This window comes from Microbulbifer sp. ABH2_005 (assembly GCF_056160005.1).
Genome location: NZ_JBSWWI010000001.1, coordinates 1 through 19553, shown reverse-complemented (window position 1 = coordinate 19553; position 19553 = coordinate 1). Strand labels below are relative to the sequence as shown.

Genomic DNA, 19553 nt, shown 5'->3' with positions numbered 1-19553 from the left:
GAATTCGACCATCATCACCAGGCATTTACTACATAAACGCCAGGGCGGCAGAAACAGATTTTATCCTGCGAAAAGTCGTATACATCTTTATTCTTTCACTTTTCTTGCACAATTTACCGAGAATAACGCTCTATTTATAACGTTTTTCTCAGTTTCAAACGGAACTTTTACCTCCCCAATTTCTTCCAATTTGCTCAACGATAAAGTTCAGTTCTATAACACTAAATTTCATCATATTTAAGGCCCATGGGAGGTCACTGTAATGTTTTCTTTCCTGCAATCTCAGGATCGAACAGGGATGTTAGTGGGGTGCCGCAATGAGCGCGGATTTGGATTAAAAAAAGTAGCAACGCTTGCCGCGGCACTCGTGTTGAGTGCTAATGTCAGCGCTCAGGAGACCAAACGTGTTTCGGCCTATTGGGCCGACTGGGAGTATTGGGCCGACTCCTCCTTCACCCACGATAACGTGGATTTTTCCAAACTGACCCATGTGCAATACGCCTTTGCCTGGAATGATGAAGAGGGCACCATCTACTTTACTGACCCCTATGTCTTCTACGGAATGGGGGCTCAATCCTTCTCCGGCGGCGCCGGCAATGGTCCGGTCAAATGCTCGCCGCCGTTCTGGCATCCCTACAGCCAGTACGATGCAAGCAAGCAGGACGCGGTTTGCCAAAGCTGGAACGATCACGAATCCGGTTTCGTAAAGTCAGTACACGACGATGGCGCCAAGGCGATTCTCTCCGTAGGTGGTTGGACTCTCTCCCATAAAGTCTCTGAGATGATGGAGAGCGCCAGCACCCGTGCGGCCTTTATCGAAAATGCGGTAACCCTGCTAACCGATTGGGACTTCGATGGTCTCGACCTCGACTTCGAATATCCGGGCTATGCGCCCAATGGCGGACGCTCCATCGACAAAGACAACTTCACCACACTGCTGAAGGAGCTGCGTGCGCGCTTCGATGAAGTCGAAGCCGAGACCGGCAAGCGCTTGGAGCTAACCGCCGCCGTTGCTTGCGGCCCATCGATTGCACAAGAGGGCTACGATTTTGCCGAGGTCGGCGCAACACTCGACTACGTCAACCTGATGACCTACGACTTCGGTGGCGACTGGGACTCGGTAGCTCAGCATACTTCTCCGCTGTACCCCTATGCCGGCCAGGTCAACGAAGGCTTCGACGCGGACAGCTGTCGCAACATGTGGATGACCGAAGGCAATATTCCGTCCGAGAAAATCATCCTGGGTATGTCTCACTACGGCCGCAGCGTCGCCAGCGCCACCGCGATCGGTGAAGCTGCAGCGGGGCAGGATGTCGCTCACTGGGGCTCCGACACCGAAACGCGCTACTACCAAATCGTCGAAAAGATGCAAAATGATTCATCCTTCCAGACGGCATACGATCCGGAGGCGGTAACTCACTATGGGTGGTTCCCGGATGGCGGTTTCATTTCCTTCGAGGACACCACCTCAATCGCCGAGCGCTCCCGTTACGTGATCGAGCAAGACCTGGGCGGTGTAATGATCTGGCAACTCCGGGGCGGCATGCTGCGCGAGAATAACCAATACCAGTATCCACTTCTGGATGCGGCGCTAGAGGTCTTCGGACAAGGCGGATCGAGCTCTGGGGATGATGGCAACGGAGACACTGGAAGTACTGGCGACACGGGTGACACTGGAAATACCGGTGATACCGGGGATACTGGAAATACCGGGGACACCGGAGATACGGGTGACACCGGCGATAGCGGCAACACAGGAAATACTGGAGACACTGGCGATAGCGGCAGCACTGGAAGCTCTGCCTGCGAAGCGTTTGAACAGCCCTATGCTGGCGATCCAGGCTATGCGGTCGGTGATGTTGTTGTCTTCGAGGGTGTCGCCTACGAATCCACTCATGCGCCAAACTGGTGGTCTCCGAGTGCGGCACCATCGTTGTGGAGTGAAACTACCTGTCAAACAGGCGGCGACAACTCTGACAACGGCTCCGATACAGGGTCTGACGACAGCACCGACACCGGCTCCGATAATGGCTCTGATGACAGCACCGATAGCGGTGCCGATGACAGCTCGGATGACAACACCAATGGCGACGAAGGTTCAGCAGCCTCCTGCCCCGAGTTCCAACAGCCCTACGCGGGTGACGCCGGCTATGAAGTTGGTGATCGGGTGACTTTTGAAGGCCAGGTGTACGTCTCTACCTTCGGACCCAACTGGTGGTCCCCGGCCGCAGCACCGCAGTATTGGGAAGCGAGCTCCTGTCAGTAAATATCTTTAAGATTTTACTTTTCCAGGAAATAAAAGGGCCTTCGGGTCCTTTTATTTTTTACATATAATATTCAGGCCTTTTTTCTTAGCCCTCCCTTTTCAACCCTCAACTTCCAATCCTTTTCTTCTCCGCACTCAATTGTCTAGGCGCCGTTAGCCCAGATTTTCAACCAATCACAGTAATGCCTATAAGCCTCAGGATTAAAATTTTCAGAACAACTATTCATAAATCCATGCGAAAACCGTGTTTTATGTAAAGCTACCATCGGCATGGCGGAGAATTGGCAAGAGAAATCCAAGACATTAAAAGAAGGTTCTCTTTCTGCAAGAAAAAAATCTACACCTCTCTGCTTTGGCCTCTCATTGAGAAAATCACGAACTCTTGAACCATAGAAACAAGCCGTTTTATTAATTGTTCCAGCAGTAACTCTACAAGCTAACAACCAAGCTACCGTTGCCCCCACACTGAATCCCAGCAAATTACAACTATAACGCTGCTCTTGAATATAACTACTTACAAAAGCATAGTACTTTTCCATGCCGCATTCATCGATAAAATATTTATAAGCATCTCCCTCACTCTCAAAGTTCTTCTCACTGCCGGAGTATGGGTCCAGGATTATGTAATCCTCAAAAGTTCGCAAGCAAAGGGCACTCAAAGCTTCTGTCCGCCCCCAAATGTCAGAAACAACAATTACCTTCATTGATATTTATACCTTATAGTTTTTACAATTTCCGAAGTAGCTAACTTCCCGACAACAATAAATCAAAGCTGAGCCCCATGAAGATACTTAAATTTAATAAAAGTACCAAAGAGTCACAGGTACTCGCTATTCACTACGCCAAAAAACTCGAAAATGACCTCCTTCTAGAGTTTTTATCATCCAGAAAAGGAATAGAGTCCTCTGAGGAAGCCACTCAAATAGCCCAGGGATTTTGGGATATGACCGACTTGGCAATTGAAGACCATGCCAGCAATAAATCTATTGAAGGCATTGACAATATCGAGTTCTGGATGCACAAACTTTTTAACAAAGTGTACGGCTATATGGTTAAAAATGGTTACAAAATCCAGTGGCAAGAAATATCTAAGAATAGATAATCGATCATCAGTGTCACTTAAACTGACTTAATCGCCAGCCATCCAAATTTGCTACAGGGTATAATTTCAGCTCCAGGAATCAGCCTGGAAATTTGTACCCTGCTGTAATGAGAGGACTCCACACCTTTGTCTGTGAGAATTGACTTCTCTGATACCCGTTTAATACCAAAGCCAATTTTCTGGTAAAACTCTACCCTTTCTTCAATAGATTGTTCTGAGAAAACGCTGACAATCAATTTTCCGTTATGCTGGCATACACTCCGCATAACCTCGATAACTTTACTTGCGGGATTAATATTGCCAATCGTGTTGTACATGGATATGGCAATAGAGTATCTACTTTCAGAGGTATAAGTCTTCGCATCGGCAAGTAGAAACTGGAGATTTCTTATTCCCAGACTGAGGTTTCGTGCACTCTTAATATGCCCAGGATCATTATCTATACCCAAGCCGAATAGAAGACGATCCTTCAAAAGCCTGAGATGACGACCATTACCACAGCCAAAGTCAATTAGGGTCGACCATTTTACAACCAGATTTTTTAGAATGCGGTTCTCTTCACCGAGATATTCACCAAGACCGGAGTATTTATAAACCTTGCGAATTATGTCGTCTATTTCGTATGGAACTGTTTTAAATTCCATAACGCATTACGCTAAATAATTTGTATGTGCGTATTCTATGGTACCAAGCACCCCATTTTAATTCTTATATAGATCTTTTTTAGCTAAGGAAACGTCGCAATCCTGTTTCTGGATGGCATTCCTGATAGAGAGCCCATCCCTGTCCATGAGGTACTACGGCCACTTCGTGGCTCAACAAAAGCTGCATCCCAGGAGCGAAGCGACTCGCATATTGCTGCGCGGCAGCATAGATAGCTTTATGGGTGGAGTGATGATGTACCCAGTTTTCCAGATCTGCCAGGGAGGCAAACCAGGCAATAGTTTCTGTATCCGGCCGACCCAAACCCGGTTGATCATCATTTAAAAGGCGCGCACTAAGGCAACGCGATGCTATTGGGTTTTCCAGCAAGTAGCGTACTCCCTGCTCATACTCAGAGCACAGGGATTCCCGATAGGCATTTCGCTCAGCGAGGCTAGCTGCTGAATAGCCCTGAACCGTACGAATTATGCACAAATTTTCGGGCAGGAGTATTTCTTTATCCGCCCGCTCTAGAATCGCTATTGACCGCAGGTTTTGCAATTGACCAGGAAGCCCATCATTTTCCGCGGCGCTAATTCTGTCTCGCATTGCACCCCAGTAGGCGTGATCATGCTGTTCACAAATATCAAAATGTCGGAACATTCCCCAGTCAGCTGCAGGCGTGGAAGAGGAAACTTCAAAGTGCGAGCGCGGAGCGGCTAGCGCCTCATACCAAAAACCCGACTTGCCCCGAATAAATTCCTGTACTTCTTTAGAGCCCTCCCTCAGCCATTGCCCCATTGACTCCTGATTATTCCAGTAGGCAACTGCGATATCGTTATATGCGCCCTGAGTATCGATATGACCCGCTCGCTCAAAGTGCAGTAGACCTTTGACGTTGGATAAAGACCGGGCCAACAACCGATACAGTGATTCGTCACGCTGACCATTCGCAAACTGTAAGGCAACTTGGCATTGAACATACCAAGCGCTAGGCGGAAGATCTAACTCCCAGGCGGGATAAGGCGGTGTGAAATTATCTGGACGCTTTTTCAAAACTCTTTCCCCTTCGCCCTATAGTCCTCACTCCTCACCCTTTACCCTTCTCTCTATCCCTCTTTCTACTCCTCTCGCTCGTTTATGCCTCTTTCGCCGTTAATGCTTTTATTATGAGGTTTAATACCTTTGGCCACATTAAAAGGTCTGTGAAGAGATTTAAGTTGTTCAAGAAGTAATTGGTTCGATCGTACAATTTTGAAAATAGTATTCTCACACTGTGAAAAAACGTCGCTCTATCCGCTTCCACTCTCCAAAGGCGGCGGGGGAATGCAGGCAAACAGTGAGTTGATCAAACTCCGTGGTATGTTCATTAAGCACTTCCAGGGCTTGATGTGCAGCAATGCTATGGGGAAACCGGTTGGTACCCGCGCCCAGTGCGGGAAAGAGAATGCACTTCAGCCCCCGCTCCTTCGCCAAGCGCAGCACACTCTCATAGCAACGCCTTAGCTGACCAATTGCCAGGGCTCCCCATTGATCACCGCTACTCCACTGAGGGGTTACCGTGTGTAATAGATAGTCCACCGGCAAGTGGTAAGCGTTGGTTAACCGCGCCTCACCAACAGCACATTCCGGTTGTTTGTCGCATTGGGTCGCAAGCTCAGTTCCCCCCTGGGCATAGACCTGGGCCGAGAGGCCGCGCCCACGGATCAGATGTTTGTGTGCGGGGCACACCAGCGCATCACCGCGTAACTTCAGGATATTGCCCCAAGTCAGATGAATTTGTGTCACGGCTTCTCAGTTCTAACGTTTGCTTTACAGATACTGTAGCTCGCGACTTTGGTCGCCGGGCGAATCCTCCTATACTCGGCGCTACTTCACTCCGCCGCTGAAAAGGGTGACAGGTATGGTGCTCACCACCGGCGGAAGTTGCAGTCTGTACAGCAACAGAGACGACTATGAACTCAGGGTATAAAAAGCATAACCCCTCTCTGAACACGCCCGTGGAAGAGTTGGAGCGCATCGATCTACGCCGTCGCATCATGGCCTCTTCCTACATGTTGATTTTTGCCATGGCGGTAACCGGTGCCATGGCGGTGATTGCCCTGAGCGCCACCGATATTCTGCAGGCCACGACCCTCTCCGCCGCGGCAGTAGTGATACTCTGCGCCTATGTCACCATTAATGTGATGGGTCCGAGCCAAAAAACGCCGCTGCTGGTCGGCATTCTTTTGCTGGTGCTCTACTTTTATCTGCTCTTATCCGGCGGAGTTAACAATACAGGCCTGATGTGGGCGGTGATGTTGGTCCCTGGATTTATCAATCTGTACGGCTATAAGACCGGCACAGTCGCACTTATCGCCATCGGCCTGGTTACCGCTATGGCGCTTTTCTACCCCGATTTTCCCGGCCTGAAAGCAGAATACGATACCGCCTATCGCGCACGTTTTATTGCGGTATTTGGCGCACTCACTGCGCTCACCGCATTACTCGATAGCAGTCGCCACCATACCCAGGAGTTACTCGAGCGCCTAACCGGCGAACTGGAAAAAAGTGCTTCCACCGATGCCCTCACCGGGCTGGCGAATCGTCGCGAGGCCTACCGGGCAATCCACGATATGGAGCGACGCAACAAAGAACTGCAGGGCCAGTATGTGATATTGATTGGCGACCTGGATAACTTCAAAGGTATTAACGATACCTACGGGCACGGCTTTGGTGACCGCATCCTGCAGGACGTAGCCAAAATTCTAAAAGAAAACACCCGCACCGAAGATATTGTCGCCCGCTGGGGTGGAGAAGAATTTCTGTTGCTATTGCCAAATACCGATGTGCGCGGCGGCAGCGTGCTGGCAGAAAAGTTGCGCCGCAAGGTAGAGGCCTTGAGCCGCCGTTACGTACAGCCAGTGAAAGTTTCCATCAGCTTTGGCGTAGTGGAGGGCAGCGGCAACTCCCACAATCAACTGTTAGCGGAAGCAGACAGGCGCATGTACCAGGCAAAAAATAGCGGCCGCAACCGGGTGGTGGCAGCCTAAATCAGGTAATAACGTCGCGCAGGAAGAAGCCAACGGCGAGTGCCAGTGCGGCGGCGCCACCACCAAATACCAGGGTTTTGAGCCCCGCCATCCAAACCCTTTGGGAGAATACCATCCCCTTGCACAGGCCGATGGCGAAGAAGGTAAAAGCTGCCAGAATAACGCTGCTGTAAAACTGTTGCGACGAATTGAGTGGTGGAAGCAGGTAGGGCAACAGCGGCACAGTACCGATGCCGATAAATGCAAAAAAAGTCACCAGGGCGCTGCCCAGGGGTTTCCGTGTTGTGCGGCTGATTCCGTACTCTTCCGCCAGCATGGTCTCTATCCACAACTGGCGGTTAGCGGTAATGGTGGCAACAATCTCATCCAGCACCTGTCCGCGAAACCCCTTACGTTGGAATATTTGGCGAATCTCCTCTCGCTCCCCCTCGGGTACCAGCTCGATATGCTCGCGTTCGATACGCGTCGCCGCTGCAGCCTGTTCACGCTCCACGCTGACGGCCTCGTAATTACTCACCGCCATACTGAAGCCATCCGCAATCAGGTTGGCGAACCCCATCACCAACACCACCGACTCAGAGAAACCCGCACCGAAGGCGCCGGCCACAATGGCAAAGGTGGTGACACAGCCATCAATGGCTCCGAGAACAAAATCGGAGACGCGCTGGGATCTGGGCTCGCGCCCCAGACGCGCGTGGATGCGCTCCGGGCGATGCTCCTCAAGCAACGCGCGCCGGGATAATTCTTCGCCCTCTTTATCCGTATCTTTCATTCCGCGGACCCGGTAATAGGATACAGAAACAGTGCAGGGCCAAGGTTCGCGACGGAACTATAAAAGCCGAGTTGCCGAGCGACTACATAGCACCCGATGAATTCACAACCCTTTGCCGTATTTCCGCACATTGCCTTGGCCCCAATTAGCCCGGTTTATTTCACGATAAAACTACCCCTGTCGACACCGGTATTTCCGGTTTTTGCGTCATAAGCGTAAACCAGTATTTCATAGACTCCGGGTAAATCTGTGGCAAAGGGCGCACTGAAGGTATTCATAGTGCCCTGTATTTTCAGCGGTACTGTGGCAAATTTACGCCCATCTTTTTTAATCAGCGCGGTGACCTCGACCTTGCTGCCATCCCACAGGCCGCCATCGGTGAAAGGGCAGCCGCACATCATCACCACATTGGCGCGGATTTCAAAAGGGCTCTTATCCAAACCGGTGTAGAAGTGCGTCTGCGGGCTGAGTAGGTCCACCACCATACCGGGGATTTCTACAATCAAACCCTCACCGCTGATGGGCTTACCCGGCACCAGCCAGGTCTGAGTCTGTGCCACTACGCGAGCCTGCTTCTTAATATAGGGGGCCAGTACCTCAACGGTGAGAAACACCGGCTCGTTGATATCCAGGTTAGCGGAGAATTTAGCGGCCCCCTCGGCAATAGGCACATAGCGCTCTTGCGGGGTTTTCATAATCTTCCTTGTGTCGCCGGTACTCCCCTGGGTAAGGCCCTGAGCGAGAATTTTCCCGGTATCTGCCGCACGGATAATGACCATGGCACCCCCAATGGAGGAACCGATAAACTTGGCGTCCTTGGCTTTGGCACGCACGGTGATCTCTGTAGTTGTTGTTTGGGCGGTTGTATTGGCCCATAGCGGTGCAGCAGCTATCTGAGCAATAAAAACACAGAGAAATATGGCTATTTTTTTCATTTAAATTCCTTATCTAAATCACAAAAAAGATTATATAAGCCCCAAAAAAGAAAACGCACCAAATCACAGCACCAAAGAATAACCAGAGAAAATTCAATAGTGTAAATTTTTTATTGACCACTCCTTTTTCATCTCCACAAGCAATATTTGCGGCCTTTTGCGCAGAGAGTAATGGCAATACAATTACCGGCACCATAATCACACTAATAAAATCCAGAATCGTCAACTCCTCAGAAACTGAGGACAAGCGATCACTAAAATAGCTGAGTAAGACAGCCACGATATAAATAATGGCCATCAATTTTGGCCGCCACTTGTAAGGCCTTTTAGCCTCTTCGAGACGTGCCTGGATAGTGACAAACAAAGGATAGGCAAAAAAAACAGAAAATATCGCACGCATTATTGGTAGCATGCTTTCACCACTAGCACGCTTATACTCTTTCCAGTGACGGTAAAACCAATAAATAGAATAAATACCGAAAGTGCCAAAATATAACACCAGAAACTTGGGCTTCGATACTATATAAAACTCTGCCCCTCCGGCAGAATTATTTTCCAGGCAGGCCTCTGGAGCACTATAGATGTTGCTATCCACTTTGGTCCTCAAACAAAACTGAGAAAACCCCATTAACAATTTTTTAATTGTTGGACTGAAAATACGCCCATTAAAAAAGCCGGGCAGTGCCCGGCTTTTTTCAGCGGTTAGGCTGGTTTTTAAGCGCTCTTAACAGAGTCGACCCAGGCAGCCACACGGCTCTCCAGAACCGGTACCGGCAGGGCGCCACCGCCAAGCACGGTATCGTGGAAGCCGCGGATATCGAATTTATCGCCCAGCTGCTCCTCGGCCTGCTTGCGCAGCTCCTGAATCTTCAGCATACCGATCTTGTAGGCGGTAGCCTGACCTGGCCACACCAGATAGCGGCGAACTTCGGAGCGCACGGCAGTTTCGGGAATCGCGGAGTTTTCCAGGAAGTATTCTACCGCCTGCTCCTCGCTCCAACCTTTGGCGTGCATGCCGGTATCCACTACCAAGCGGATGGCACGCCACATTTCGGCGGTCAGATGGCCAAACAGGTTGTAGGGATCCTCGAATGCACCCATCTCCTTAGCCAGTTTCTCGGAGTACAGGGCCCAGCCTTCTACATATACGGTGAAGTGCGCCTGGGTACGAAACTGCGGGATATCCTCCAGCTCCTGGGCGATGGAAATCTGCATATGGTGGCCTGGGTTACCCTCATGGTAAGCCACAGTTTCCATATCGGTAGTGGAGTAGGCGCTCATGTCAGACAGGTGCGCATAGTAGATACCCGGGCGGGAACCATCCGGGGTGCCGGGATAATAGTGCTGGGCGCCACCATCCTGCTCGCGGAAAGATTCTACGCGCTTAACCACCAGCTCGGCCTTCGGCAATAGACCGAAGTATTCCGGAAGCTTCTTGGTAATATCGTCGAGGAAAGCCGTGGAGTCATCCAGGTAGCCCTGGCGGCCTTCGTCGGTGTTGGGGTAGTAGAACTGGCCGTCTTCGCGGATAAAGGTGAAGAACTCCTGCAGGTTGCCCTCAAAGCCAACCTTTTCCTTGATGGTCTCCATTTCACTGCGAATGCGCGCCACTTCCTTGAGACCGATATTGTGGATCTCATCAGCGGTCAGGCTGGTAGTAGTGGTATTCGCTAGGCGCTGGTTGTAGTAGGCCATACCGTTCGGCAGGCTGCTGGCCCCCTGAGGCTCCGCGGAGGCCTTCTGTACATCTTTCTTCAACCAGGCAATCAGGTTCTGATAAGCGGGCAGGAACTCGGTTTCCAGAGCCTTGCGCGCGTTAGCAGTCAGCTTATCGGCCTGTTTCTGATCGATCTTGCCGGCTTCCACTAACTCGGCGATTTTGCCTTTCGCACCGGCCCACAGGGGTGCGTCCTCACCATCGGTGAAAGGAGCACCGTCGATCAGCTTGCTGGACTGCTCAATCGCGCCCTCATAGGCAAAGCGCGGCGGACGAATGCCTTTTTTGGCAGACTGCTCGGCGCGCTCGCGCAGCTGATTGATAGCACGGGAGATACCGCCGATACGAGTGATATACGCCTGCATATCCTCGATATTGTCTACCTTGTGGAAATTCAGCAGGAAGTTTGGCAGCTGTGACTGCACACCGCCCATCTGCTCGAAGATATAGCCGTGGTTCTTGAAGGGCTCGGCGGCTTTGGCCTGCTCAAACTGGTAAACCCAGATATCGTAGGAAGTTTTCCCCTCCTGGCTGAGCTTGTCGTAGTCGAAGTTCTTTTTGAGTTCGGCAACAGTCTTTTCCTGCCAGGCCAGTTGGCGCGCCTCTGCGGCTTCGCTCATATCGTCGATCTGGTCGTACTGCTCTTTGCGGCCGAGATAGGACAACTGCATGGGGCTGAACTGCAGCTGCTCTTCGTAACGCGCATCCAGCCACTCGGTCAGACGCTTGGTCTCTACCACCGCATCCACGGCGACAGGGGCCTCGGCAACGGCACTTTGAGCTTTGTCGGCATTCGCTCCTGCCTGAGCGCTCTTATCGCCCTGACAGCCCGCAAGGATAGCGACAGCCAGCAGGCTGGGGATCAAAGGGTTGTTCAGCTTAATCGGCATTTTCCTATCTCGGTCAAAAGTTGTACAAAAAAACGCCGCTAACTTTGACACGAAATCTTAGAACTGTCGATTCGAGCTCCTCCAAACGCTATATCTATGCGTCGAGCCGAGGGGCTGGGGGGAATTTCACCTCAGCTGGCGGGACTGCCGGGGTCCTGTGTTATAGCCTTTGACTGGACAGGAGAGTCCTGCCCGGATCGCGCCGCGGGCTCTTGCACTATGTGCAGCTCCCGCTGGGGAAAGGGAATCGTCAGGCCCGCAGCCTCCAGCTCGGGTTTCAGGCGCTTCATTAGAGTCCAATAAACATCCCAATACTCACCGGTCGCAGTCCATGCGCGCAGGTGCAGGTTGACCGCGCTATCTCCCAGGGCGCGAACCGCATAGTTGGGTTGCGGCTCTGTGAGGATACGCGGCTCATCGGCTACCAGCCGGTGCAATACCTCCATGCCTGTCTCGATATCATCCCCGTAGGCAATGCTCGCCACTATTTCGATGCGGCGGGTCTGATTGTGACTGTAATTGGTGAGTGTCTGCCCCCAAATGGCGCTGTTCGGCGCCGTGAGACGCAGGCCATCACTGGTATCCAACGCGGTGGTAAAAAGACCCACCTGACGCACCGTACCCATAGTCTGGCCGAACTGAATCACATCGCCGACACGGAAAGGACGCAAACTCAGCAGAATAAAACCGGCCGCAATATTTTGCAGGGTGTCCTTCAAAGCCAGTCCCACCGCCAGACCGGTGGCACCCAGCAGGGCGATCAGACTCGTGGTATTGATCCCAAACACATCCAGGACCACCAGCGCCCCGATAATATAAATGGCCCAGGTGGCAATATTGCGCAATACCGGCACCAGGGTTGCATCGAGCCGTCCGGTTAATCGGCCTATGGCACGCCTCGCCAGGTGAGCCACCCCCAGAGTCACCGCTATAACCAGAAGCGCGGACGCCAGCCGCAAAAATCCAACCGTGAATAAGGGCCAATAATTATCGACAATAGCTCCCAGGCTCATGGCGGCCTCCTATTAAATAGCCAATGCGTCAATGGCGAATGCGTTGAGAACGCAGAGAATAAAGGCTGGAAATCGTTTACCCCTAAACGGATATTCTCTTTTTAGAGTAACCCAGCTGCCTCGGCGTCATCCAGGCAACGCTGGCGAGCGGGGCATGTATGCAAATGATCGTTAACCATGCCTGTCGCCTGCATATGGGCATACATGATGGTAGAGCCAACAAAACTAAAACCGGCTTTTTTAAGCGCCTTGCTCATCGCATCCGACTCGGCTGTGCTGGCCGGCACCTGCTTGAGAGAGCGGGGGCGGTTTACTATGACCTTGCCGTCGGTAAACTGCCAGAGAAAGTCAGAGAGTGTTTGCCCCTTTTCCCGCAGGGCCAGAGTTGCGCGGGCATTTTTGACCGCGGACTCCACCTTGAGGCGATTGCGAATAATTCCCGGGTCCTGTAATAATTTTTCTATTTTACGCGGCGTATAGCGCGCAATTTTTTCCGCATCGAAATTATCGAAAAGGCGGCGATAGTTTTCCCGCTTATTTAATACGGTTATCCATGACAACCCCGCCTGGGCTCCCTCCAACAACAGAAATTCGAATAGGGTGGCCTCATCGGTTACCGGGCGGCCCCACTCCTCGTCGTGGTAGCGTTGATACAGCGGGGTGGACAGGCACCAGCCACAGCGCTTCTCTTCCATAATCGGCTCCTAAAGCTCACTTTCCTTAATTTCACAAAATGGCTGCGCTCGGCAAGATACCGAACGCAATCAACTAAAAAGGAGATGGTTGAGCGCTATTGCGCCCCGGAAAAGAAATAGTGCTGGATCAATTGCAGAACCAACAATAAAGAAATCAGGATAAAAATAATATTACTGCGATTCACTTTATCTCCAATAAATTTTGCTCTACCAACCAGTCGCGACATTCGCACAACATGGTATCCAGTTCCACCTTTGATTGATAACCGAGTTCCCGCTCCGCCTTGGCACTACTGGCCACGACCCGGCGCGTAACCAGAGTGGCCTTCTCCGAGGTAATTATCGGTTCCTTCCCACTCATCCGCGACCAGACATCGGAAAACCAGGCGATAGACTGAATAACGAAGGCCGGGGTTGTATGCTTGGGCACAGGCTTGTGCAATAACTCGGCAATTTTTCCAAAAAATTCCAGGAAACTGGCATCGGTGCCGGCGAGAATATAATTCTCTCCACAGCGACCCTTCTCTACCGCATCGATATGCGCTCGCGCCACCGCACCCGCGTGACAAAAAGAACCCCAACCCGGTGGCACACCCGGCAGTTGGTTTTTGTCGATCAGAAAAAACGTCTGCGCCCAACTGCTGGTATCGAACTTTCCCACGATTGCACAGGGGTTGAGAAATACCGCATCCAACCCCTTGTCAATCTCTTTGCGTACCGCGATTTCCTCTCGCTTTTTGGTATACAGATAGTGATGGCGAGGATCATCCGCGCGCTTTTCACTCTCTTCGGTGATCGTATCCCGATGATAGCCGTAGGCGGAGATTGAGCTGGTCACAATCATGCGGCCAACATTTTTTTCTCTCGCGACCAGTGCAATATTCGCCGCGCCCTCGACATTATCCTTCCATTGCTGGGCATTGCCACCGCGCCACATACTGGTGTTGGCCGCCATGTGGAAAAGAGCATCGACATCGTTCGGAATAGCCGCGCGCAGTGAGTCAGGGTCGTGCAGTGAGGCCTCAACCAGCTCTGCTCCCATAGAGCGCAGCCTGTCGGTTTTAGAGGTCTTGCGGTGCATGGCGGTTACGCGCCAGCCATCGGCTTTCAGCTGCTCGATTAGGTTGGACCCGAGGAAACCACTTCCCCCGGTCACAAATGCATGTTTCATAGATCCACCGGATGATTATTATTTGTTATTCATACCCAGTGATAGCCTCCACCAAGACTTCCGCACCCCGGGAGGGTAAACCGCAGGCAGTACTACAGTTTCGGCAGAGTGGGCTGTGCTTCAACATTAATGATGAAACAGCCCTTAATTAAAGCCAATCTGAGAGTATTTACCGGGAGCCTTTAATTGCCCCCGGAATCCCATAAATTGGTTTAATTCGCGAGGCTACTCGATTTTCATGCCCAGCTGGTAGGCGAGGAAGCTCCACTGGTTGGCAAAGTCTTCCACCTGCATCCACACCGGCTTGCCCGCACCATGACCAGCCCGTGTCTCTACTGCGAGCCATACAGGCTTGTCACAGGCCTGATCCCGCTGCAGGGCGGCGGCAAACTTGTAGCTGTGCCAGGGCACCACACGATCATCGCGGTCGGCGGTGGTGATCAGGGTGGCCGGGTAGCAAGTGCCCTCGCGGGTATTGTGTACTGGCGAGTAAGCGTGCAACGCCTTAAATTCCTCACGGTTTTCACTTAGACCGTAGTCACTGGACCACTGGCGCGCGTTGGCGGAAGCGGTGTGGTAGCGCAGCATATCGAGCACACCCACCACCGGCAGTGCCGCGGCAAACAAGTCCGGACGCTGCACCAGAGTCGCGCCCGCGAGTAATCCGCCATTGGAGCGCCCACTGATACCCAGCTTCTCCGGAGAGGTAACTTTCTCCTCGATCAACCACTCGGCAGCAGCGATAAAGTCATCGAAGACATTCTGCTTCTGAGTCTTGGTGCCCGCCTGATGCCAGGCATTACCGTACTCACTGCCGCCGCGCAGATTGGCCAGTGCCAGGGTGCCCCCCATATCCAACCAGCCCACGAAACGGTTGTAGAAGCGCGGCAGCTGGGCGGAATTAAATCCACCATATCCATACAACAGCGTGGGGTTGGAGCCATCGCGCTTCATACCCTTCTTATGCACCAGGAACAAAGGCACACGGGTACCGTCCTTGCTCTTATAGAAGTGCTGGCTCACGGTTAAGCCAGAGAAATCTGCAGCGTATTTCGGCTGTTTAAATAATTTGGTTTCACCGGTCTGCACATTCAGGTGATAGATACTCGGCGGGGTAATGAAATTGGAGAAAGAATAGAAGGTCTCCACCTCATCCGGCTCACCGTAAAAGCCCTTCACAGAGCCCACGCCGGGCAATTTCAGCTCGTACTGCTTCTTACCATTGGTATCGGTTACCAGGACCCGCGACTTGGCATCTTTCAAGTAGTGCAGCACGAACCGGTCGCCAATATAGCTGGCGCTCTGCAGGGCGCTGTCTGCCTGCGGCACCAGATCACGCCAGTGTTTGCGCTGCGGCTTCGCCAGGTCAATAGCGATTACCCGGCCCAGCGGCGCACCCGCACTGGTCTCGAAGAAGAAGGTACTGCCCTTATTACCGAGAAACTGATAGAGGCCATCCCAGTCATCCAGCAGCTTGATGACCTTGCCGCTGTCATCGCGCAGGTCGCGATAATAGAAGCCGTTGGAGTCGTAACCATCGAAAATGCTGAACAGCAGATAATTACCATCATCGCTCACCTCGGCATCGGGGTTGCGGGTGGGATGGTCGGTAATGCGGTATACCAGTTGGTCGCGCTCCTGGGGGTCTCCCAGGCGATGGAAATAGACCGCTACCTGCTTGCTATCATCGGCACTGCCATCCTTGTTGAAAGGGTAGCGGCTGTAATAGAAGCCCGATTCGTCCGGTGCCCAGCTGGCATCACTAAACTTGATGCCGGTGAGTTGCTCTTCCAGGTCCTTGCCGGTCTTTAGGTTGCGAATGCGATAGTCTGTCCAGTCAGTACCGCCATCGGAGATACCATAGGCCAGGTAACGTCCCTTGGGACTGACCTTGAGTCTTTTGGCAGCGATGGTGCCGTCCTCACTCAGACTACGCGGGTCCAGCATGGGCTTACCTTCCTGGGCAAGCTCCCCGGTGCGATAGAAAATATTCTGGTCCCAGTCACCGTTGTTGTAGTCGTAGTAGTAACTATCGCCTTTCTTGTACGGCACGCCATAGCGCTCGTAGCGCCATAGCTCCGTAAGGCGATCGTTGATCTTCTGCCAACCTGGCAAGTCCTTCAGGCGTGGTAACGCATGCTTGTTTTGTGCCTTGACCCACGCCTTCACCTCTTCGCTAGACATATCCTCCATCCAGCGATAGGGGTCGGATACTTCGACACCGAAGTATTCATCCACATGTTCAATGGACTGACTCTTTGGGTAAGTCTCCACCGCCTGCACACCGGCTGTGGCCAGGGCCCCAGCCAGGAGTGCCATTAACTGTTTCTTCATACGGTATTCTCGGTTTCTCTGCGTGAATCAGTCCGCTAATCTAGGCGATTTACTGGCAGGGTTCCAGAGAGACAGAGAGGTCTGAGATGAAAGGATTAATCCAACGGGTCAGCCACGCCCGCGTAGAGGTGTCTGGCCAGTCGGTGGGAGCTATTGAGCACGGCATACTCTTGCTGTTGGGAGTGGAGTCTAAAGACAGCCGTGAAAGCGCAGACAAATTACTACATAAGGTGCTGAATTATCGGATTTTTCCCGATGAAAACGGCCGTATGAACCACAATGTGCAACAGGCCGGCGGTGGGCTTCTTGTAGTGAGCCAGTTTACCCTGGTAGCTGAAACAGAACGCGGCCTTCGACCCAGTTTTAGCCGAGGCGCCAGCCCACAACATGCTGAGGGCCTGTACGATTATTTTCTTGAGCGTGCTAATGCCCAATTTGCTCCGGTAGCCAGTGGAATCTTCGCCGCAGATATGCAAGTGTCTCTTCTAAATGATGGCCCGGTTACCTTTCTGCTGGAAACCTAAAGTGCTTAAGAGTTTCATTCGCTAAGTCTGAAGTGCCGGGGTAAATCCTCGTAAACTTATTAAGTAAAAACTGCATTTTTATAAAATCGTCTCACTTGAGAGATTCCACCACCAAGGAGAAAAACCGCATGCGGTTAACGGTAACAGAAGATATTTATCTGGAATTTCTACAGGAGAAAGATTCCCAGGAGCTTTTTGATCTAATAGAAGATAACCGCCCACTTTTGGAAAAATATTTGTACTGGGCAAAGTCAGTACAGGATATGGAGTCGACCAAACAATATATTTGCCAGCGTATTTATAGTAAACACAATGGCTCTGCCTGGTACAAGATCATTTTTAATGACCAACTCTCCGGAATAATCGGTGTCAAAGAAATTGATCAGAAAAACAAGAGTGCCGAAATTGGCTACTGGCTCTCGGCTCACTGCCAGGGCAAAGGTGTAATGGCGAAAGTTGTGGCGAGGATTGGCGAAGAACTAAAAAGACAAGCTGGTGTAGCCCAGATAAAAATACACTGCCTTTCTGAAAATACCGCTAGCATTGCGGTTGCAAGACGGGCCGGTGGAATCCACAGTAGTACCATCCCCGCGTACCTTACGATCGATGGAAGATCCCAGGATCTAATGATCTATACCGTCGCTCTCTAACAGCATCATCTAATGATCTATAGCGTCGCCCTCTAACAGCATCCGCTATTAAAAAATAATATATAGAATTTACTCGGACTGAATCGTTACCGGACTCCACTCCAAACCATCAGCCCCCTGACCGGCCCTAAAAATTCTCTTGATTTCCCATTTGCCGGTATCTATTTCAACCACCTTCCCATCTCTCTGTGAGCCGGCATATAGAAACTTACCATCGGGGGTAAAGAGTAGTGAAGCCGGTTCCCGCGCGGCGGCGGCGCCTAAGTCAATACTCTTTAGCTCTTTGCGGGTTGCCGCATCGTAAATCACCACCCGGTTTCCCTGTAGATCCGCAACTGCAACCAGCTTCCCTTCGGGATGGAAACTTATGCGAATGGGAAGGTAACCAACATCAATGACATCCTTCTTCTCTAAACTAGCCGTGTCAAAGATAAAAATATTCTTTGAGCGATTATTACCTATCCATAGCTCTTTCCCGTCGGGACTGACCCATACCGCCTCAGGACCATCACCAGCGGGCAGAGTCTTTTTTAAAGTCATAGTGTCCGTATCGATCACGCTGAAGCTATCCGAGCCACGGCTAGTGACGTAAGCGGTTTTATTATCTGGAGATAAAGCCAGTAGGTGACTACCTATCTGGTCCGTTGATACAGAACCGAGCACCTTGCCTGCGACAGTATCAACCTTAATCACATCATGCGTTTCTTCAGTGGTCACGATAAGGTCATCACCACTTCCCAGCCAAGCAATACCATGAGGGCCCATATGCGGGCTAATATCGATAATACTTAAGCGTTTGCCCGTAGCCACATCAAAGACATTTAACTCTTCGCCAACGTAGCCATCTTCCAAATAGGAAACCACCACAACCTTTGATTTATCTGGGGACAAAACAAGTTCGTGTGGAGAGCCACCAGTTTCCCTTCGCTTGATTTCCTTCCCATTTTCCAAGTCAATAAAGCTGACTGTACCTTCATATTTATTGCCAACTATTAGAGTACTGGCAAATGTAAAACTACCCAGAAACAGGCTCAGGAGAATCAAGCTAGAAAGAATCGACCAGCGCATTAGAGCACCTCACCACTTGGTCCCAACTGCAAGTTATTCACACGGCACAACTATTTAGGCGCCTATGACCTGTCAGTATAGTTAAAAGTGCAAGACACCCTCTGGCTAGGGCCTAGAAACAGGCTCTGACTGTATAGTTTTATAAGCTCTAGTGTTATTCGAGTTAATTACTAACAGAATCCATGGATAGAGCTGTGTATAACTCAGGGATATCCACGCTCAGGCCCCTGTTTCCGCGGGGCTCTTTTCAACGGGTAAAAAAACACCAGCCATTTATCCACTTTCCACAGGCTGGCTTTACTAACAGAAAGTCTGGATAGACTTGTGCATAACTCCGGTATATCCGCACCAGGGCCCGTGGTTACTCAGGCTCACCAAAACGTGCAAAAAATCACCGGATTTTTTATTGGTATTGTTGTGTCAGCTTTTTTAGTGCAAGGATTTTTTGTACTGGAAATTAATTTTTAATTTCGGAGGATTTCTTTGCGGTATATGAGATACGGATAAAATAAAGCGGCGTGTTTTTCTGCATTTCCTATTTTTTTTACTTTACGGAAATATTGAGAAAAATGCTTTTTTAAAGGGTCAGAAGCCTCACCGATTTTTGCGGAGGCTCTCTATTTCTCCGGCCTTTTTAGCGAGTTGGATTTTTCGGCGGAAGTATTGCGAGTAAAAATTCGGTTGGGTGCTGGCCGGAGTTTTATTTTTCCTCCAGAGCGGATTTTTCTTCCAACTCTTTTTC

Annotated in this window: 18 protein-coding genes; 5 read left to right on the top strand and 13 right to left on the bottom strand. The window is 51.1% G+C overall.

The window, feature by feature from the left end:
* The first annotated feature begins 262 nt into the window (after positions 1-262).
* Entirely contained in the window at positions 263-2266 is a 2004-nt protein-coding gene (locus ACXAFI_RS00090) for a glycosyl hydrolase family 18 protein (protein ID WP_475107186.1), read from the top strand.
* 143 nt (positions 2267-2409) lie between these two features.
* Here ACXAFI_RS00090 and ACXAFI_RS00085 read toward each other — a convergent pair whose 3' ends face one another.
* Complete coding sequence (locus ACXAFI_RS00085) at positions 2410-2970, bottom strand: dienelactone hydrolase family protein (RefSeq protein ID WP_475107185.1); 561 nt, start codon at positions 2968-2970, stop codon at positions 2410-2412.
* A gap of 77 nt (positions 2971-3047) precedes the next feature.
* Between ACXAFI_RS00085 and ACXAFI_RS00080 the strand changes: the two genes are divergently transcribed.
* Positions 3048-3368, top strand: coding sequence for a hypothetical protein (locus ACXAFI_RS00080; protein ID WP_475107184.1), 321 nt, complete (start codon positions 3048-3050; stop codon positions 3366-3368).
* A gap of 17 nt (positions 3369-3385) precedes the next feature.
* Here ACXAFI_RS00080 and ACXAFI_RS00075 read toward each other — a convergent pair whose 3' ends face one another.
* The 3 genes from ACXAFI_RS00075 to ACXAFI_RS00065 all read right to left on the bottom strand — a co-directional run bounded on the left by ACXAFI_RS00075 (position 3386) and on the right by ACXAFI_RS00065 (position 5798).
* Positions 3386-4012: a class I SAM-dependent methyltransferase gene (locus ACXAFI_RS00075; protein WP_475107183.1), complete on the bottom strand. Its 627-nt coding sequence runs from the start codon at positions 4010-4012 to the stop codon at positions 3386-3388.
* A 79-nt stretch (positions 4013-4091) separates the two neighbouring features.
* Positions 4092-5066: a phenylacetaldoxime dehydratase family protein gene (locus ACXAFI_RS00070; protein ID WP_475107182.1), complete on the bottom strand. Its 975-nt coding sequence runs from the start codon at positions 5064-5066 to the stop codon at positions 4092-4094.
* A 213-nt stretch (positions 5067-5279) separates the two neighbouring features.
* Positions 5280-5798 (bottom strand): macro domain-containing protein, encoded by a 519-nt coding sequence (locus ACXAFI_RS00065; protein ID WP_475107181.1) that lies wholly within the window; start codon positions 5796-5798, stop codon positions 5280-5282.
* A gap of 167 nt (positions 5799-5965) precedes the next feature.
* Here ACXAFI_RS00065 and ACXAFI_RS00060 point away from each other — a divergent pair, with 167 nt between their 5' ends.
* The gene (locus tag ACXAFI_RS00060) at positions 5966-7042 is read left to right on the top strand and encodes a GGDEF domain-containing protein (protein WP_475107180.1); all 1077 of its coding nucleotides are present in this window, start codon (positions 5966-5968) and stop codon (positions 7040-7042) included.
* A gap of 1 nt (position 7043) precedes the next feature.
* On the opposite strand, the gene ACXAFI_RS00055 is transcribed toward ACXAFI_RS00060, so the two are convergent.
* The 8 genes from ACXAFI_RS00055 to ACXAFI_RS00020 form a co-directional block, all read right to left on the bottom strand.
* Complete coding sequence (locus tag ACXAFI_RS00055) at positions 7044-7814, bottom strand: VIT1/CCC1 transporter family protein (RefSeq protein WP_475107179.1); 771 nt, start codon at positions 7812-7814, stop codon at positions 7044-7046.
* Between the two features lie 155 nt (positions 7815-7969).
* Positions 7970-8749: a hypothetical protein gene (locus ACXAFI_RS00050; protein WP_475107178.1), complete on the bottom strand. Its 780-nt coding sequence runs from the start codon at positions 8747-8749 to the stop codon at positions 7970-7972.
* Between the two features lie 13 nt (positions 8750-8762).
* Positions 8763-9344 carry a hypothetical protein gene (locus ACXAFI_RS00045; RefSeq protein WP_475107177.1) on the bottom strand — a complete coding sequence of 194 codons (582 nt, stop codon included), beginning with the start codon at positions 9342-9344 and terminating at the stop codon, positions 8763-8765.
* A 119-nt stretch (positions 9345-9463) separates the two neighbouring features.
* Positions 9464-11356 (bottom strand): DUF885 domain-containing protein, encoded by a 1893-nt coding sequence (locus ACXAFI_RS00040; RefSeq protein ID WP_475107176.1) that lies wholly within the window; start codon positions 11354-11356, stop codon positions 9464-9466.
* A gap of 131 nt (positions 11357-11487) precedes the next feature.
* Positions 11488-12369, bottom strand: coding sequence for a mechanosensitive ion channel family protein (locus tag ACXAFI_RS00035; RefSeq protein ID WP_475107175.1), 882 nt, complete (start codon positions 12367-12369; stop codon positions 11488-11490).
* A gap of 101 nt (positions 12370-12470) precedes the next feature.
* Positions 12471-13064, bottom strand: a complete 594-nt coding sequence (locus tag ACXAFI_RS00030; protein ID WP_475107174.1) for a DNA-3-methyladenine glycosylase I — start codon at positions 13062-13064, stop codon at positions 12471-12473.
* 181 nt (positions 13065-13245) lie between these two features.
* Positions 13246-14235 (bottom strand): SDR family oxidoreductase, encoded by a 990-nt coding sequence (locus ACXAFI_RS00025; protein ID WP_475107173.1) that lies wholly within the window; start codon positions 14233-14235, stop codon positions 13246-13248.
* Positions 14236-14460: 225 nt separating this feature from the next.
* Positions 14461-16569, bottom strand: coding sequence for a prolyl oligopeptidase family serine peptidase (locus tag ACXAFI_RS00020; RefSeq protein ID WP_475107172.1), 2109 nt, complete (start codon positions 16567-16569; stop codon positions 14461-14463).
* Positions 16570-16655: 86 nt separating this feature from the next.
* On the opposite strand from ACXAFI_RS00020, the gene dtd reads away from it, so the two are divergent.
* Together dtd and ACXAFI_RS00010 are read left to right on the top strand one after the other, a co-directional pair.
* Positions 16656-17093, top strand: coding sequence for a D-aminoacyl-tRNA deacylase (gene dtd / locus ACXAFI_RS00015; RefSeq protein ID WP_475107171.1), 438 nt, complete (start codon positions 16656-16658; stop codon positions 17091-17093).
* Positions 17094-17221: 128 nt separating this feature from the next.
* Positions 17222-17743 carry a GNAT family N-acetyltransferase gene (locus ACXAFI_RS00010; protein ID WP_475107170.1) on the top strand — a complete coding sequence of 174 codons (522 nt, stop codon included), beginning with the start codon at positions 17222-17224 and terminating at the stop codon, positions 17741-17743.
* Positions 17744-17812: 69 nt separating this feature from the next.
* Here the strand turns inward: ACXAFI_RS00010 and ACXAFI_RS00005 are convergent, their stop codons facing one another.
* A complete protein-coding gene (locus ACXAFI_RS00005) occupies positions 17813-18811 on the bottom strand; it encodes a YncE family protein (RefSeq protein ID WP_475107169.1) in 999 nt (332 codons plus the stop codon).
* Positions 18812-19553 lie beyond the last annotated feature (742 nt).

Coding starts and splice junctions, on each gene's coding strand:
- ACXAFI_RS00060 (WP_475107180.1), top strand. CDS start 5,966: ATGAACTCAGGGTATAAAAAGCATAACCCCTCTCTGAACACGCCCGTG.
- ACXAFI_RS00055 (WP_475107179.1), bottom strand. CDS start 7,814: ATGAAAGATACGGATAAAGAGGGCGAAGAATTATCCCGGCGCGCGTTG.
- ACXAFI_RS00010 (WP_475107170.1), top strand. CDS start 17,222: ATGCGGTTAACGGTAACAGAAGATATTTATCTGGAATTTCTACAGGAG.
- ACXAFI_RS00075 (WP_475107183.1), bottom strand. CDS start 4,012: ATGGAATTTAAAACAGTTCCATACGAAATAGACGACATAATTCGCAAG.
- ACXAFI_RS00080 (WP_475107184.1), top strand. CDS start 3,048: ATGAAGATACTTAAATTTAATAAAAGTACCAAAGAGTCACAGGTACTC.
- dtd (WP_475107171.1), top strand. CDS start 16,656: ATGAAAGGATTAATCCAACGGGTCAGCCACGCCCGCGTAGAGGTGTCT.
- ACXAFI_RS00025 (WP_475107173.1), bottom strand. CDS start 14,235: ATGAAACATGCATTTGTGACCGGGGGAAGTGGTTTCCTCGGGTCCAAC.
- ACXAFI_RS00050 (WP_475107178.1), bottom strand. CDS start 8,749: ATGAAAAAAATAGCCATATTTCTCTGTGTTTTTATTGCTCAGATAGCT.
- ACXAFI_RS00005 (WP_475107169.1), bottom strand. CDS start 18,811: ATGCGCTGGTCGATTCTTTCTAGCTTGATTCTCCTGAGCCTGTTTCTG.
- ACXAFI_RS00020 (WP_475107172.1), bottom strand. CDS start 16,569: ATGAAGAAACAGTTAATGGCACTCCTGGCTGGGGCCCTGGCCACAGCC.
- ACXAFI_RS00085 (WP_475107185.1), bottom strand. CDS start 2,970: ATGAAGGTAATTGTTGTTTCTGACATTTGGGGGCGGACAGAAGCTTTG.
- ACXAFI_RS00090 (WP_475107186.1), top strand. CDS start 263: ATGTTTTCTTTCCTGCAATCTCAGGATCGAACAGGGATGTTAGTGGGG.
- ACXAFI_RS00030 (WP_475107174.1), bottom strand. CDS start 13,064: ATGGAAGAGAAGCGCTGTGGCTGGTGCCTGTCCACCCCGCTGTATCAA.
- ACXAFI_RS00040 (WP_475107176.1), bottom strand. CDS start 11,356: ATGCCGATTAAGCTGAACAACCCTTTGATCCCCAGCCTGCTGGCTGTC.
- ACXAFI_RS00035 (WP_475107175.1), bottom strand. CDS start 12,369: ATGAGCCTGGGAGCTATTGTCGATAATTATTGGCCCTTATTCACGGTT.